Source organism: Pseudomonas peradeniyensis, from assembly GCF_014268935.2.
GTDB classification, from domain to species: Bacteria; Pseudomonadota; Gammaproteobacteria; order Pseudomonadales; family Pseudomonadaceae; genus Aquipseudomonas; species Aquipseudomonas peradeniyensis.
Map to the genome: position 1 here is coordinate 592151 of NZ_JABWRJ020000004.1, position 14773 is coordinate 606923.

Annotated in this window: 13 protein-coding genes; 5 read left to right on the top strand and 8 right to left on the bottom strand. The window is 65.5% G+C overall.

What is annotated here, in order from left to right; translation table 11 throughout:
- The first annotated feature begins 8 nt into the window (after nt 1-8).
- Nucleotides 9-992: a glycosyl transferase family protein gene (locus HU751_RS23235; RefSeq protein WP_186735351.1), complete on the top strand. Its 984-nt coding sequence runs from the start codon at nt 9-11 to the stop codon at nt 990-992.
- A 97-nt stretch (nt 993-1089) separates the two neighbouring features.
- On the top strand, nt 1090-2052 hold the full coding sequence (locus HU751_RS23240; RefSeq protein ID WP_186735328.1) for a glutathione S-transferase family protein: 963 nt from the start codon (nt 1090-1092) through the stop codon (nt 2050-2052).
- Nucleotides 2053-2165: 113 nt separating this feature from the next.
- Here the strand turns inward: HU751_RS23240 and cysG are convergent, their stop codons facing one another.
- The 6 genes from cysG to HU751_RS23270 all read right to left on the bottom strand — a co-directional run bounded on the left by cysG (nt 2166) and on the right by HU751_RS23270 (nt 9708).
- Nucleotides 2166-3557: a siroheme synthase CysG gene (gene cysG / locus HU751_RS23245; protein ID WP_186735330.1), complete on the bottom strand. Its 1392-nt coding sequence runs from the start codon at nt 3555-3557 to the stop codon at nt 2166-2168.
- A complete protein-coding gene (gene serS / locus HU751_RS23250) occupies nt 3558-4838 on the bottom strand; it encodes a serine--tRNA ligase (protein WP_186735332.1) in 1281 nt (426 codons plus the stop codon). It abuts the gene before it with no gap.
- Nucleotides 4839-4868: 30 nt separating this feature from the next.
- Nucleotides 4869-5243, bottom strand: a complete 375-nt coding sequence (gene crcB, locus HU751_RS23255; RefSeq protein WP_028692383.1) for a fluoride efflux transporter CrcB — start codon at nt 5241-5243, stop codon at nt 4869-4871.
- Entirely contained in the window at nt 5240-6565 is a 1326-nt protein-coding gene (locus HU751_RS23260) for a replication-associated recombination protein A (protein WP_110733657.1), read from the bottom strand. Before HU751_RS23260 ends, crcB begins: the two co-directional genes overlap by 4 nt.
- A 12-nt stretch (nt 6566-6577) precedes the next feature.
- Entirely contained in the window at nt 6578-7201 is a 624-nt protein-coding gene (lolA, locus tag HU751_RS23265) for an outer membrane lipoprotein periplasmic chaperone LolA (RefSeq protein WP_028692385.1), read from the bottom strand.
- Between the two features lie 62 nt (nt 7202-7263).
- Nucleotides 7264-9708, bottom strand: a complete 2445-nt coding sequence (locus tag HU751_RS23270) for a DNA translocase FtsK (RefSeq protein ID WP_186735334.1) — start codon at nt 9706-9708, stop codon at nt 7264-7266.
- A gap of 337 nt (nt 9709-10045) precedes the next feature.
- Here HU751_RS23270 and aat point away from each other — a divergent pair, with 337 nt between their 5' ends.
- The 3 genes from aat (at nt 10046) to infA (ending at nt 11814) form a co-directional block, all read left to right on the top strand.
- Nucleotides 10046-10726 (top strand): leucyl/phenylalanyl-tRNA--protein transferase, encoded by a 681-nt coding sequence (gene aat / locus HU751_RS23275; protein WP_186735336.1) that lies wholly within the window; start codon nt 10046-10048, stop codon nt 10724-10726.
- Between the two features lie 57 nt (nt 10727-10783).
- Complete coding sequence (locus tag HU751_RS23280) at nt 10784-11491, top strand: arginyltransferase (protein ID WP_028692388.1); 708 nt, start codon at nt 10784-10786, stop codon at nt 11489-11491.
- A 104-nt stretch (nt 11492-11595) separates the two neighbouring features.
- Entirely contained in the window at nt 11596-11814 is a 219-nt protein-coding gene (gene infA, locus HU751_RS23285; RefSeq protein WP_002553999.1) for a translation initiation factor IF-1, read from the top strand.
- A 168-nt stretch (nt 11815-11982) separates the two neighbouring features.
- Here infA and clpA read toward each other — a convergent pair whose 3' ends face one another.
- A complete protein-coding gene (clpA, locus tag HU751_RS23290; RefSeq protein ID WP_028692389.1) occupies nt 11983-14253 on the bottom strand; it encodes an ATP-dependent Clp protease ATP-binding subunit ClpA in 2271 nt (756 codons plus the stop codon).
- 30 nt (nt 14254-14283) lie between these two features.
- A complete protein-coding gene (gene clpS, locus HU751_RS23295) occupies nt 14284-14658 on the bottom strand; it encodes an ATP-dependent Clp protease adapter ClpS (RefSeq protein WP_050706361.1) in 375 nt (124 codons plus the stop codon).
- Between the last annotated feature and the right edge of the window lie 115 nt (nt 14659-14773).

The window sequence follows — 14773 nt, forward strand, 5'->3', positions numbered from 1 at the left end:
TACGCCCGCTGACCCTGAAAACCCCGGCCGAACACCCGTTCGCCGAATTCGTGCGCATCCTCGGCAAGGGCAAGCGCGGCGCCCGCGGCCTGATCCGCGAGGAGGCCCGCGCCGCCATGACCCTGCTGCTCGAAGGCAAGGTCGAGGACACCCAGTTGGGCGCCTTCCTGATGCTGCTGCGGCACAAGGAAGAAAGCGCCGAGGAGCTGGCCGGCTTCACCGAGGCCCTGCGCGCCCACCTGCAGGCGCCGCGCATCGCCGTAGACCTCGACTGGCCGAGCTACGCCGGCAAGAAGCGCCACCTGCCCTGGTACCTGCTGGCGGCCAAATGCCTGGCAGGCAATGGCGTGCGCATCCTGATGCACGGCGGTGGCGCCCATACCGCCGGGCGGCTGTACACCGAGCAACTGCTCGATCTGCTGGACATCCCGCTCTGCCGTGACTGGACGGCCGTGGAGCAGGCCCTGGACAGCCGCCGGCTGGCCTTCTTCCCGTTGCAGGACTGGGCGCCGCAACTGCAGCGCATGATCGACCTGCGCAACACCCTGGGCCTGCGCTCGCCCATCCACTCGCTGGCCCGGGTGCTCAACCCGCTTGCCGCCCGCTGCGGCCTGCAGAGCATCTTCCACCCCGGTTACCAGGCGGTGCACCGCGAAGCCAGCCGCCTGCTTGGCGATCATGCCGTGGTCATCAAGGGCGACGGTGGCGAGATCGAAGTCAACCCGGATGTCATCAGCCACCTGTACGGCACCTCGGCCGGCGAGGCCTGGGACGAAGAGTGGCCGGCGCTCAGTGCCCAGCGCCATGTGAAGCCGGCCAGCCTGCAGCCCGAGCACCTGCTGGCGGTGTGGCGCGGCGAGGCGCAGGACAGCTACGGCGAACTGGCCGTGGTTGCGACCATGGCCCTGGCCCTGCGTGGGCTCGGCCAGGAACGCGAGCAGGCGTTCAGCAACGCCAGCACCTACTGGGCCGCCCGCAAAGATATCGAATAAACCGATAGGAATAGGGCAGTCTTTGCGCTATTTCTTCGAACGCTTTGCCCTAGACTGAGCTCCAACGACAAACGATTAGTTTTCGAGGAGCTCCGAGATGGGCCTTTTGATCGATGGCCGCTGGCATGACCAGTGGTACCAGAGCAGCAAGGACGGCGCCTTCCAGCGCGAGAACGCGCAGCGGCGCAACCCGCTGCCCGCCGCCGAGGCCGACCGCTATCACCTGTATGTGTCGCTGGCCTGTCCGTGGGCGCACCGCACCCTGATCTTCCGCGCCCTCAAGGGCCTGGAGCCATTGATCGATGTCTCGGTGGTCAGTTGGCTGATGGGCGAGCATGGCTGGACCTTCGACCAGCAGCAAGGCTCCAGCGGCGATCAACTGGATGCGCTGCAGTACCTGCACCAGCGCTACACCCAGGACGACCCGCACTACACCGGGCGCGTGACCGTGCCGGTGCTGTGGGACAAGCAGGAGAAACGCATCGTCAACAACGAGTCGGCCGAGATCATCCGCATCTTCAACAGCGCCTTCGACGACTTGACCGGCAATACCCTGGACCTCTACCCCGAGCCGCTGCGGGCGACCATCGATGCGCTCAACGAGCGTATCTACCCGGCGGTGAACAACGGCGTGTACCGCGCCGGCTTCGCCACCTCGCAGGACGCCTACGAGACCGCCTTCGACGAGGTGTTCAATGAGCTGGATCATCTGGAGGGGCTGCTGGGTCGCCAACGCTACCTGGCCGGCGAGTACCTGACCGAGGCCGATGTGCGCCTGTTCACCACCCTGGTGCGTTTCGATGCGGTGTACCACGGGCACTTCAAGTGCAACCTGCGCCGCTTGAGCGACTACCCGAACCTGTCCAACTGGCTGCGCGAGCTGTACCAGTGGCCGGGCGTGGCGGGTACGGTGAACATGGAGCATATCCAGAAGCACTATTACATGAGCCACAAGACCATCAACCCGAACGGGATCGTGCCCAAGGGGCCGTTGCAGGACTTTGGCTTGCCGCATGACCGGGAGCGGTTGTCGGGCAAGGGAATCTGGCAGAGAGGATGAAGACCCCACGTGGGAGCGGGCTTGCCCCGCGATGGCGCCGGATCAGGCAACAATGTTGCCGCCTCTGACGCTATCGCGGGGCAAGCCCGCTCCCACGTGGATCTACAACGTGCTCAGGCGTCTTGCGCCCCTTCAAACCACGCCAGCTTCTCGCGCAGCTGCACCACTTCCCCGACGATCACCAGGGTCGGCGCATGCACCTCATGACGCGCCACCAGCTCCGGCAGGTCAGCCAAGGTACCGGTGAACACCCGCTGATTGCGCGTGGTCCCCTGCTGCACCAGGGCTGCCGGCGTGCTCGCCGCGCGACCATGGCGGATCAACTCGGCACAGATGGTCGGCAACCCGACCAGCCCCATGTAGAACACCAGGGTCTGGGCCGGCGCCACCAGGTCATCCCAGGGCAGGTTGCTGGTGCCGTCCTTCAGGTGACCGGTGACGAAACGCACCGACTGGGCATAATCGCGATGAGTCAGCGGAATCCCGCCATAGGCGGAGCAACCACTGGCCGCCGTGATGCCCGGCACCACCTGGAACGGAATACCCTCGTCCGCCAGCTCCTCGATTTCCTCGCCGCCCCGACCGAAGATAAACGGATCGCCACCCTTGAGCCGCAGCACGCGCTTGCCCTGGCGGGCCAGGTCGACCAGCAGGCGGTTGATCTTGTCCTGTGGCACGGCGTGATCGGCGCGGCGCTTGCCGACATAGATGCGCTCGGCGTCACGCCGGCACATCTCGATGATGGCCGGGGCCACCAGGCGGTCGTACAGCACCACGTCGGCCTGCTGCATCAGGCGCAGGGCGCGGAAGGTCAGCAGGTCCGGATCGCCCGGCCCCGCGCCCACCAGGTACACCTCGCCGCCCTGCTGCACCGGCGCGCCGTCGACCAGCGCCTGCAACAGGCGCTCGGCCTCGGCGCCCTGCCCGGCCAGCTGGCGCTCGGCGACCGGGCCCTGGAACACGCTCTCCCAGAAGCCGCGACGCTGGTTGACGTCCGGGTACAAGGCCTTGACCTTGTGCCGGAAACGCGCCGCCAGCCCGGCCAGTTCGCCGTAGGCGGACGGGATCCAGGCTTCCAGCTTGGCGCGGATCAAGCGCGCCAGCACCGGGGCGTCGCCACCGCTGGAGACCGCCACCACCAGGGGTGAACGGTCGACGATGGCGGGGAAGATCACCGTGCACAGGGCCGGCGCATCCACCACGTTGACCGGCAGGCTGCGCGCCTGGGCCTCGGCCGAGACCTGGGCGTTGAGCGCGGAGTCGTCGGTGGCCGCGATCACCAGGCGGCAGCCCTCCAGGTCGCTCGCCTGGTAGCCACGCACCAGCACCTCGCCACCGCCCTCGCGGGCCAGCGCGGCCAGCTGGCCGTCGACCTCCGGCGCCACCACCCGCAGCGCGGCGCCGGCATCGGCCAGCAGGCGCGCCTTGCGCAAGGCGATCTCGCCGCCGCCGACGACCAGCACACGGCCGCCCTGCAGCTTATGGAAAAGCGGCAGGTAGTCCATTCAGCGAATGACCTCGACGCCACCCATGTACGGCTTGAGCACCTCCGGCACGCGGATCGAACCGTCGGCCTGCTGGTAGTTCTCCAGCACCGCCACCAGGGTACGGCCAACGGCCAGGCCCGAACCGTTGAGGGTGTGCACCAGCTCCGGCTTGCCGGTTTCCGGGTTGCGCCAGCGGGCCTGCATGCGGCGCGCCTGGAAATCACCGCAGTTGGAGCAGGAGCTGATCTCGCGGTACTTGTCCTGGCTTGGGACCCATACTTCCAGGTCGTAGGTCTTCACCGCGCCGAAGCCCATGTCGCCGGTGCACAGCGCCAGCACGCGGTACGGCAGCTCCAGCAGCTGCAGCACGCGCTCGGCATTGGCGGTCAGGCCTTCCAGGGCTTCCATGGATTTCGCCGGCTCGACGATCTGCACCATCTCGACCTTGTCGAACTGGTGCTGGCGGATCATGCCGCGGGTGTCGCGGCCCGAGGCGCCGGCTTCGCTGCGGAAGCACGGGGTGTGGGCAACCAGTTTCAGTGGCAGTTGCTTGGCGTCGAGGATCTCGCCGGCCACCAGGTTGGTCAGCGACACTTCGGCGGTCGGGATCAGGTAGAAGTCGGCCTCGCCTTCGCGGCTGATCTTGAACAGGTCTTCCTCGAACTTCGGCAGCTGGCCGGTGCCCTGCAGGGCCGGGGCTTGCACCAGGTACGGGGTGTAGTGTTCCTCGTAGCCGTGCTCGCCGGTGTGCAGGTTGATCATGAACTGCGCCAGGGCACGGTGCAGGCGGGCGATCGGGCCGCGCAGCACGGCGAAGCGGGCGCCGGACAGCTTGGCCGCGGCCTCGAAGTCCAGGCCACCGCTGACTTCGCCCAGGGCGACGTGGTCCTTGATCTCGAAATCGAAGGTGGCCGGGGTGCCCCAGCGGCGCACTTCGACGTTGTCGTCTTCACTGGCGCCGACCGGCACGCTGGCGTCCGGCAGGTTGGGGATGGTCAGCAGGATCGCGTCCAGCTCGGCCTGGATAGCGTCCAGCTCGGTCTTGCCGGCGGCCAGTTCATTGGCCATGCGCTCGACGTCGGCCATCAGCGGCGCGATGTCCTCGCCCTTGGCCTTGGCCTGGCCGATCGATTTGGAACGGGCGTTACGCTCGGCCTGCAGTTGCTCGGTGCGGGTCTGCACCGATTTGCGGCGCTCTTCCAGCGATTCGATGCGCGCGACATCCAGGCTGAAGCCACGGGTGGCCAGGCGCTCCGCCACTACCTGAAGTTCAGTGCGTAACTGTTTGGAATCGAGCATGTCGTTCTCTCGTTATGTGTAGATGTTGGTTCAGAATCGGGTCAGGGACAGGCCGGCCCAGGTCGCGAGCAGGCCGCCTACCACGCTGATAATGGTATAGCCCAAGGCCAACGGGACCTGCCCGCTTTCCATCAGGCGCACGGTATCGAGCGAGAAGGAGGAAAAAGTGGTCAGGCCGCCGAGAAAGCCGACGATCAGCCCGGCGCGCAGCTCGACCGGCGCCAGCGGCTTGTGCAGGAACAACCCGTAGAGCAGGCCGATCAGCAGGCAGCCGACCAGGTTGACCGCCAGCGTACCGGCATAGAAGTGCCGTGGCCAGTGGGCCGCGACCCAGTTGGCGGTGGCAAAGCGCAGCAGCGTGCCGGCAATCCCGCCGGCGCTGACGGCAGCGATAAGTGCGATCACGGTTTTCTCCGCTGCCGGGGGCTGTTGCGGTCCAGCTCGGCCAGGTGCTTGAGCTTCTCGCCGATCTTCAGCTCAAGCCCCCTCGGCACCGGCTGGTAGTACTGGCGCGGCTCGAGCTGTTCGGGGAAATAGTCCTCGCCGGCGGCATAGGCGTCCGGCTCGTCGTGGGCATAGCGGTACTCCTCGCCATAGCCCAGTTGCTTCATCAGTTTGGTCGGCGCGTTGCGCAGGTGCAGCGGCACCTCCAGAGAGCCGTGCTCGGCGGCCTCGCGCATGGCCGCCTTGAAGCCCATGTACACCGCGTTGCTCTTCGGCGCGCAGGCGATGTAGGTGATGGCCTGGGCCACCGCCAGCTCGCCTTCGGGGCTGCCCAGGCGCTCCTGCACGTCCCACGCCGCCAGGCACAGGCTCAGGGCGCGAGGATCGGCGTTGCCGATGTCCTCGCTGGCCATGCGCACCACCCGGCGGGCGATGTACAGCGGGTCGCAGCCGCCGTCGAGCATGCGCGCGTACCAGTACAGCGCGCCGTCCGGATTGGAGCCGCGCACCGACTTGTGCAGCGCCGAGATCTGGTCGTAGAAGGCCTCGCCGCCCTTGTCGAAACGCCGGCGGCTGTCGCCGAGCAGGCTCTGCAGCAGCTCGACGCCGATCTCGCCGCCGTCTTCGGCCAGGTCCGAGGCATTCTCGAGGAAGTTGAGCATGCGCCGGCCATCGCCGTCGGCGGCGGCCATGAGCATCTTGAACGCCTCATCGCCCACCCGCAGGTTGCGCTTGCCCAGGCCGCGCTCCTCGCTCAGGGCGCGATCGACCAGTTTGCGCAGCGCGGCCTCGTCCAGGCTCTTGAGCACGTAGACCCGCGCCCGCGACAGCAGCGCGTTGTTCAGCTCGAACGACGGGTTCTCGGTGGTGGCGCCGATGAAGATCAGCGTGCCGTCCTCCACGTAGGGCAGGAAGGCGTCCTGTTGCGACTTGTTGAAGCGGTGCACCTCGTCGACGAACAGGATGGTGCGCCGGCCATACTGGCCGGCCTGCTGCTTCGCCACCTCGACCGCCTGGCGGATCTCCTTGACCCCGGCCAGCACCGCCGACACCGTTTCGAAGTGGGCGTCGCAGAACTGCGCCAGCAGCCGCGCCAGGGTGGTCTTGCCCACCCCTGGCGGCCCCCAGAAGATCATCGAGTGCAGCGCACCCTGCTCCAGCGCCTCGCGCAGCGGCTTGCCACGCGCCAGCAGGTGCTCCTGGCCGACGTACTCGTCCAGGTTGGACGGACGCAGGCGGGCGGCCAGGGGCTGGGCGACGGGTTCGCTTCGAAACAGGTCCATCACAGGCTCCGCTTACTCCTTGATGACGTCAGCGCCCTTGGGGATGTCGAACTGGAACTTGCTGTCCGGCACCGCCTGGTTGGCCTTGACGCCATTGAACAGGATGTTGGTGCGCTGGCCGACGCTGTCGATCAGCTGCATGTCATTGATCAGGCCCCTGCGGAACGACACGCGCAGCGAGTCGAACAGGGTGTCCTTGGTCTTCGGCTTCAAGGTGAAGTCCATCACTTCGCCCTGTTCCTTGGAGGTGATGTCGAAGCTCTGGCTGATCTTCGACACATCGCCGGACAGCAGCAGCGCCGGGGTCTGGTTCAGGCGCACGTCGAGCTTCTTGATGGTCGCCTGCTCGAGGTCCGGGTCCCACAGGGTGACGTTCTTGCCGTCGGACACCACTACCTGCTCCTGCGGCGCATCGGTGTGCCAGTAGAACAGGCCCGGGCGCTTGACGGTCATCTTGCCGTTGGTCTCCTGCAAGCTGGTGCCGCCGGCATCCAGGGTCAGCTGGGAGAAGTTGGCTTCGATGGTCTGCGACTTTTCCAGCAATTGCGTCAGGCGCTGGACGTCCTGTTCGCCGGCCTGGGCCGACAGGCTGGCCGTAGCCAGGGCAGAAACCAACAGCATGCGAATCGCGCGCATGGAAATCCTCATTGCACAGTGAAGGGGCCGGACGCCATCAATGGCGCCCGGCAGGTTGTTCATCAGTCGCGCGGGCCGCCCGGGGCAATCACTTCCCGCGAGCCGTTGCTGTTCATCGGCGTGACCACGCCGGCCATTTCCATCGACTCGATCATCCGCGCGGCGCGGTTGTAGCCGATCTTGAGCTTGCGCTGCACCGCCGAGATCGACGCCCGGCGGCTTTCCAGCACGAACTGCACGGCTTCGTCGTAGAGCGCGTCGGCTTCCGGGTCGTCGCCATCGCCGCCGCCACCACCGCCGCCGTCGAAGCCGCTGCCGGCCTCTTCGACGCCGTTGAGGATATCGTCGTTGTAGTCCGGCGCGCCGCGCAGCTTCCAGGCCTCGACCGTGCGATGCACCTCGTCGTCGGAAACGAACGCGCCATGCACGCGGATCGGCAGGCTGGTGCCCGGCGGCATGTAGAGCATGTCACCGTGGCCGAGCAGCTGTTCGGCACCGCCCTGGTCGATGATGGTCCGCGAGTCGATCTTGCTCGACACCTGGAACGCCATGCGGGTCGGGATGTTGGCCTTGATCAGGCCGGTGATCACGTCCACCGATGGGCGCTGGGTGGCCAGGATCAGGTGAATACCGGCGGCACGGGCCTTCTGGGCGATACGGGCGATCAGCTCTTCGACCTTCTTGCCGACGATCATCATCATGTCGGCGAATTCGTCGACCACCACCACGATGGTCGGCAGGGTGTTCAGCGCTGGCGGCTCGTCGTCCATGCTCTCGCGACGGTACAGCGGGTCGTGGATGATCTCGCCGGCTTCCTGGGCGTCCTTGATCTTGCGGTTGAAGCCCGCCAGGTTGCGCACGCCCATGGCCGCCATCAGCTTGTAGCGGCGCTCCATCTCGGCGACGCTCCAGCGCAGGGCGTTGGCGGCGTCCTTCATGTCGGTGACCACCGGGCAAAGCAGGTGCGGGATGCCTTCGTAGATCGACAGTTCGAGCATCTTCGGGTCGATCATGATCAACCGCGCATCTTCCGGGCCCGACTTGAACAGGATCGACAGGATCATCGCGTTCACGCCCACCGACTTACCGGAACCGGTGGTACCGGCCACCAGCAGGTGCGGCATCTTGGCCAGGTCGGTGATCACCGGCTTGCCGCCGATGTCGTGGCCCAGGGCCAGGGTGACCGGCGACTTGTTCTCGTCGAACTGCGGCGACGACAGCACCTCGGAGAAGCGCACCATCTGGCGGTTCTCGTTGGGGATCTCGATACCCACGGTGGTCTTGCCGGGAATGACCTCGACCACGCGCACGCTGGTCACCGCCAGCGAGCGCGCCAGGTCCTTGGCCAGGTTGGCGATACGGCTGACCTTGACGCCCGCGGCCGGCTGGATCTCGTAGCGGGTGATCACAGGGCCCGGGTGGATCGAGTCGACCGCGACTTCCACGCCGAATTCCTTGAGCTTGATCTCCAGCAACTGGCCGACGCCGGCCAGGGACTCCGGCGAGTACTCGATCTTTTTCTGCTCGGCCGGGTCGAGGATGGAAATCGACGGCAAGGTGCCTTCCACAGCGCTGTCGATGAACAGCGGTGCTTGTTTTTCCTTCATGACCCGCTTGCTCGGCTCCGGCGCCTTGTCCGCGGTTGGCGGGATGATCACCGGGGCGGCGGGCTGCGGGCGAGCCACCACGGTTTCGCGCGGCGCGACCGGGCGGGCCGGCGGCTCTTCGCGCATCACCACGGGCTCGGCGCGTTCACGCGGCTGCGGCTTGGCCGGCTCGCGCTTGTCGCCCTTGCCGCCCAGGTCGAAGACCGGATCGTCGACTTCACGCAGTTGGGCTTCCAGGCGCTTGCGCTCGTTGCGCGCCTCCCACCAGCGGTTGGCGGCGCCCTGCACCAGTTCGAACAGGTCGAGAGTGATCTTGCCGGTGAGGTCCATCACCTTGAACCACGAAAGGTCGGTGAACACCGTCAGGCCGAACAGGAACAGGGCAATGAACATCAGCGTGCTGCCCTGCACGTTCAGCAGGTTGCGTGCCAGGTCGCCGAGGCTCTCGCCCAGGGCGCCACCGGCGGAAAACGGCATGCTCGCCGGCGGGTGGAAGTGGATATGCGCCAGCGCCGCGCCCGACAACACCAGGAACACCAGGCCGATCAGGCGCCAGGAGAACAGCCAGCCGCTCCACTGCCAGGGCTGGTGGCGCTCGCGGAAGATCTGCCAGGTCTTGATCGCCAGCAGCAGCGGGAAGATATAGGCGAAATAGCCGAGCACCATGAACAGGATGTCGGCGAAATAGGCCCCTGCGCGGCCGGCGGCGTTCTGCACCTGCTCGGCGTTGCTGGTGTGGCTGAAGCCCGGGTCGGCGGTGTCGTAGGTGACCAATGCCATCCACAGGTACAGGCACAGCGCGCCGACGGCGATCAGCGCACCTTCCTTCAGGCGGTAGTGCAGCTGTTGCCGCCACAGGGGCACTGGCAAGGGGGCTGGAGTTGCGGTGGATTTCTTCAAAACGCGTCTATTCCTGCGCGTGCTGCGCGTCCAATAGTGATTGGCCGGTCACTGGCCAATGAACCACTACTTTTAACATTACTGCCCGCCAGCCGCCATGGCGGCACGCCGTGTGGGGCGTGAACGGGGGCTACTTTCATATAGATGCAATTTGAGCATGCATTTTCTTTTGTGACAAAGGCTTATGCTGTGTTTTTGCACAGGTGTGACAGCAAAAGCGCCAGATGGTGCCTGGAGCTGCCAAAGCCAGGCGCAATTTATCGACCTGGCAAGGCGTTGACCTCATTTGCAAGCCACGCCATGCTGCCCTCTCCCCTCCCCCGCCGCTCAAGAACCCATGCTCACCTGGCTCACCCGCGACTCGTTGACCTTCCCGCCCCTGGAAAAGGCCCTGCACGATCCCAACGGCCTGCTCGCCGCCGGCGGCGACCTGACCCCGGACCGCCTGGTCGCGGCCTATCGCCATGGCTGCTTTCCCTGGTACCAGGACGGCCAGCCGATCCTCTGGTGGTCGCCCGACCCGCGCACCGTATTGTTCCCGGACGAGCTGCACGTTTCGCGCTCGCTGGCCAAGCTGATCCGCCAGGGCCGCTACCAGGTGAGCTTCGACAGCGACTTCGCGGCCGTGATCGACGCCTGCGCCGCGCCACGGGACTATGCCGACGGCACCTGGATCACCGACAACATGCGCGCCGCCTACTGCGAACTGCACCGGCGCGGCATCGCCCATTCGGTGGAGGTGCGCCGCGACGGCGAGCTGGTCGGCGGCCTGTACGGCCTGGCCATGGGCCGACTGTTCTTCGGCGAGTCGATGTTCAGCCGCGCCGACAACGCCTCCAAGGTGGGCTTCGTGACGCTGGTCGAGCACCTCAGGCAGGCCGGTTTCGTGCTGATCGACTGCCAGATGCCTACCGACCACCTGCACAGCCTGGGCGCCCGCGCCATCAGCCGGGCCGACTTCGCCAGCCATCTGGCGCAGTACCTGGACCAGCCCAGCGGCGCCCGCTGGGTTGCCTAGGCGAGTTCCCGGAGCTGGCTTACACTTAGAGACAACGTCTCACCTAAGGGGTTGATCATGACAGAGCTGGCGCGGTTGAAGTTCTATGCCACTCAACCCCACTCCTGCAGCTACCTGCCGGATGAGCAGGCGACCACGCTGTTCCTCGACCCGAGCCAGCCGATGGACGTGCACGTCTATGCCGACCTGTCGGAAATGGGCTTTCGCCGCAGCGGCGATCACCTCTATCGCCCGCATTGCCAGCAATGCAACGCCTGCGTGCCGGCGCGCATCCCGGCGGCGCGCTTCATTCCCAACCGCCAGCAGCGCCGAATCCTCAAGCGCAACGCCGACCTGACCGTCACTGCCGCCCGCCCGTCCTTCAAGGAAGAATACTTCGACCTGTACCGGCGCTATATCGAGCAGCGCCACGCCGACGGCGACATGTACCCGCCCAGCCGCGACCAGTTCTCCACCTTTCTGGTCCGTGACCTGCCGTTCTGCTGGTTCTACGAGTTCCGCCTGGAGGGCCGGCTGCTGGCCGTGGCGGTGTGCGACCTGCTGCCCAACGGACTGTCGGCGGTGTACACCTTCTACGAGCCCGACGAGGAGCGCCGCAGCCTGGGGCGCTATGCCATCCTCTGGCAGATCACCGAGGCCCTGCGCCAGGACCTCGAGGCGGTTTACCTCGGCTACTGGATCAAGAACTGCAAGAAGATGAACTACAAGACCCAGTATCGCCCCATCGAACTGCTGATCAACCAGCGCTGGGTCACCCTCAACTGAAAGGCATTGGCTTGAAACACAAATTTCGGGCATAATCCACGCCACTTTTTTTGCCCGGTGCAGTCGTGCGTCGGGCCATCACTGGATACCGAGGGCTTTACTGCATGTCGAAAGAAGACAGCTTCGAAATGGAAGGCACTGTCGTCGACACCCTGCCCAACACCATGTTCCGCGTGGAGTTGGAAAACGGGCACGTCGTTACCGCGCACATCTCTGGCAAGATGCGCAAGAACTACATCCGTATTCTCACTGGCGACAAGGTCCGCGTCGAACTGACGCCGTATGACCTGAGCAAGGGCCGCATCACCTACCGTGCGCGCTAAGCTCCAGCCATGAAAAAGCCCGGCCAATGTGCCGGGCTTTTTTGTGGGCCTTCATAAAGCGGGGCTGCTTTGCAGCCCTTTCGCGGCGCAAGGCCGCTCCTACAGAAACATGCAATCCCCTGTAGGAGCGGCCTTGCGCCGCGAAAGGGCCGCACAGCGGCCCCAGCCTTACGCGACTTCAGCCGTGGTCTCGTAATCGAACACCAGCTCGCCATCGCGCAGGTCGATGTGCACCACGCCACCGTGCTCGGCCAGCTCGCCGAACAGGATCTCCTCAGCCAGCGGCCGCTTGATCTTGTCCTGGATCAGCCGCGCCATCGGCCGCGCGCCCATCTGCACGTCGTAGCCCGAGGCCGCCAGCCAGCCGCGGGCGGCATCGGTGACCTCCAGCAGCACACGCTTGTCTTCCAGCTGCGCCTGCAGTTCGATGAGGAACTTGTCGACGATGCTCTTGATCGTCTCGTGGGACAGGCGGCCGAACTGGATGATGGTGTCGAGGCGGTTGCGAAACTCCGGCGTGAAGCTCTTGCGGATGACCTCCATCGCATCGGACGAGTGGTCCTGGTGGGTGAAGCCGATCGAGGCCCGCGCGGCGGTTTCGGCGCCGGCGTTGGTGGTCATGATCAGGATCACGTTGCGGAAGTCCGCCTTGCGCCCGTTGTTGTCGGTCAGGGTCCCGTGATCCATCACCTGCAGCAGCAGGTTGAAGACTTCCGGGTGGGCCTTCTCGATCTCGTCGAGCAGCAGCACGCAGTGCGGTTGCTTGGTGATGGCCTCGGTCAGCAGACCGCCCTGGTCGAACCCGACATAGCCGGGCGGCGCACCGATCAGGCGCGACACGGTGTGCCGCTCCATGTACTCGGACATATCGAAGCGCACCAGCTCCACGCCCAGGGCCTTGGCCAGCTGGCGGGCGGCCTCGGTCTTGCCCACGCCGGTGGGGCCGGCGAACAGGAACGAGCCAACCGGTTTGTCCGGTGCCTTGAGGCCGGCACGGGACAGCTTGATGGCGGTGGCCAGCGAGTCGATCGCCGCATCCTGGCCGAACACGGTCAGTTTCAGGTCACGCTCGAGGTTGCGCAGCAGTTCCTTGTCGGAGCTGGTGACGTGCTTCGGCGGAATCCGCGCGATCTTGGCGACGATGTCCTCGACCTGCGGCACGTCGATGCGCTTGACCCGATTGGCTTCCGGTTGCAGGCGCTGGTAGGCGCCAGCCTCGTCGATCACGTCGATGGCCTTGTCCGGCATATGCCGGTCATTGATGTAGCGCGAGGCCAGTTCGGCGGCGGCGCGCAGGGCCTCGTCGCTGTACTCGATGTTGTGGTGGCTCTCGAAGCGGCCCTTGAGCCCGCGCAGGATGCCCACGGTGTCTTCCACCGACGGTTCGGTGACATCGACCTTCTGGAAGCGCCGCGCCAGGGCACGGTCCTTCTCGAAGATGCCGCGAAATTCCTGGAAGGTGGTGGAGCCGATGCAACGGATCTCACCGGACGACAACAGTGGCTTGAGCAGGTTGGACGCATCCATCACGCCACCGGAAGCCGCGCCGGCGCCGATGATGGTGTGGATCTCGTCGATGAACAGGATCGCCTGCGGCCGCTTGCGCAGCTCGCCGAGCAGCGCCTTGAAGCGCTTCTCGAAATCGCCGCGGTACTTGGTACCGGCCAGCAGTGCGCCGAGATCAAGGGAGTAGACCACGCTCTGCGCCAGCAGGTCGGGGACCTGGCCGTCGACGATGCGCTTGGCCAGGCCTTCGGCGATGGCGGTCTTGCCCACGCCGGCCTCGCCGACCAGCAGCGGGTTGTTCTTGCGCCGGCGGGCGAGGATCTGCGCCACGCGCTCGACCTCCTGCTCGCGCCCGACCAGCGGGTCGATGCGCCCGGCCCGGGCCAGTTCGTTCAGGTTGCTGGCATAGGCATCCAGCGGGTTGCTGGAAGACGACGCTTCGCCGCCCTCCTCGTCCTGCATGTCCTGCTCGCTTTCGTTGTGCGAACCATGGCCCGGCACCTTGCTGATGCCGTGGGCGATGTAGTTGACGACGTCGATGCGCGCCACGCTCTGCTGCTTGAGCAGAAACACCGCCTGGCTTTCCTGTTCGCTGAAGATCGCCACCAGCACGTTGGCCCCGGTCACTTCGCGCTTGCCGGAGCTCTGCACGTGGAACACGGCACGCTGCAGCACACGCTGGAAGCCCAGGGTCGGTTGCGTCTCGCGATCCTCGTCATGCACGGGGATCAGCGGGGTGGTCGAATCGATGAACTCCTGCAGGTCGTGCTTGAGTTTGTCGAGATTGGCGCCACAGGCGCGCAGAACGGTCGCGGCAGCCTCATTGTCAAGGAGTGCCAGCAGCAGATGTTCGACGGTCATGAACTCATGACGCTTCGAACGAGCCTCCTTGAAGGCCAGATTGAGGGTGACTTCGAGCTCGCGGTTTAACATAGCTTCACCTCATACCCAAGTGGTCGGCGATTAACCGTCCTTCTCGATTTCACAGAGTAGCGGATGCTGGCTTTCCCTGGCGTATTGGTTGACCTGCATGGCCTTTGTCTCGGCGATGTCACGGGTAAACAATCCGCATACTGCCCGCCCTTCGGTATGGACAGTCAGCATGATCTTCGTTGCCAGCTCGCGGTTCAGATTGAAGAACGTCTCGAGCACTTCGACGACGAAATCCATCGGCGTGTAGTCATCGTTGAACAAAACCACCTTGTACATCGGCGGCGCCTGCAGGATCGGCTTGGCCTCCTGGACGGCAAGGCCGGCGCCATCGTCCTCATGCCCGTCCTCGTTCGACTGCGGGCGATCCTGATTGAATGTTAGTCGAATCTCACTGAGTACATGCATGGAAAGAATTTCATCATGAGCGACAAGTTAAGGTTGTGGGTTGACCGCGCAGGCCTTTCCCGGCGCGGGCGCCGGCTGACCTTGACTATCGGCAAAACGGTGTTACAACCAATAA

What these genes read in the sequence shown, in the direction of transcription:
- aat (WP_186735336.1), top strand. Translation starts at nt 10,046, where the DNA reads ATGCTCACCTGGCTCACCCGCGACTCGTTGACCTTCCCGCCCCTGGAA.
- cysG (WP_186735330.1), bottom strand. Translation starts at nt 3,557, where the DNA reads ATGGACTACCTGCCGCTTTTCCATAAGCTGCAGGGCGGCCGTGTGCTG.
- HU751_RS23240 (WP_186735328.1), top strand. Translation starts at nt 1,090, where the DNA reads ATGGGCCTTTTGATCGATGGCCGCTGGCATGACCAGTGGTACCAGAGC.
- serS (WP_186735332.1), bottom strand. Translation starts at nt 4,838, where the DNA reads ATGCTCGATTCCAAACAGTTACGCACTGAACTTCAGGTAGTGGCGGAG.
- clpA (WP_028692389.1), bottom strand. Translation starts at nt 14,253, where the DNA reads ATGTTAAACCGCGAGCTCGAAGTCACCCTCAATCTGGCCTTCAAGGAG.
- HU751_RS23260 (WP_110733657.1), bottom strand. Translation starts at nt 6,565, where the DNA reads ATGGACCTGTTTCGAAGCGAACCCGTCGCCCAGCCCCTGGCCGCCCGC.
- lolA (WP_028692385.1), bottom strand. Translation starts at nt 7,201, where the DNA reads ATGCGCGCGATTCGCATGCTGTTGGTTTCTGCCCTGGCTACGGCCAGC.
- HU751_RS23280 (WP_028692388.1), top strand. Translation starts at nt 10,784, where the DNA reads ATGACAGAGCTGGCGCGGTTGAAGTTCTATGCCACTCAACCCCACTCC.
- clpS (WP_050706361.1), bottom strand. Translation starts at nt 14,658, where the DNA reads ATGCATGTACTCAGTGAGATTCGACTAACATTCAATCAGGATCGCCCG.
- infA (WP_002553999.1), top strand. Translation starts at nt 11,596, where the DNA reads ATGTCGAAAGAAGACAGCTTCGAAATGGAAGGCACTGTCGTCGACACC.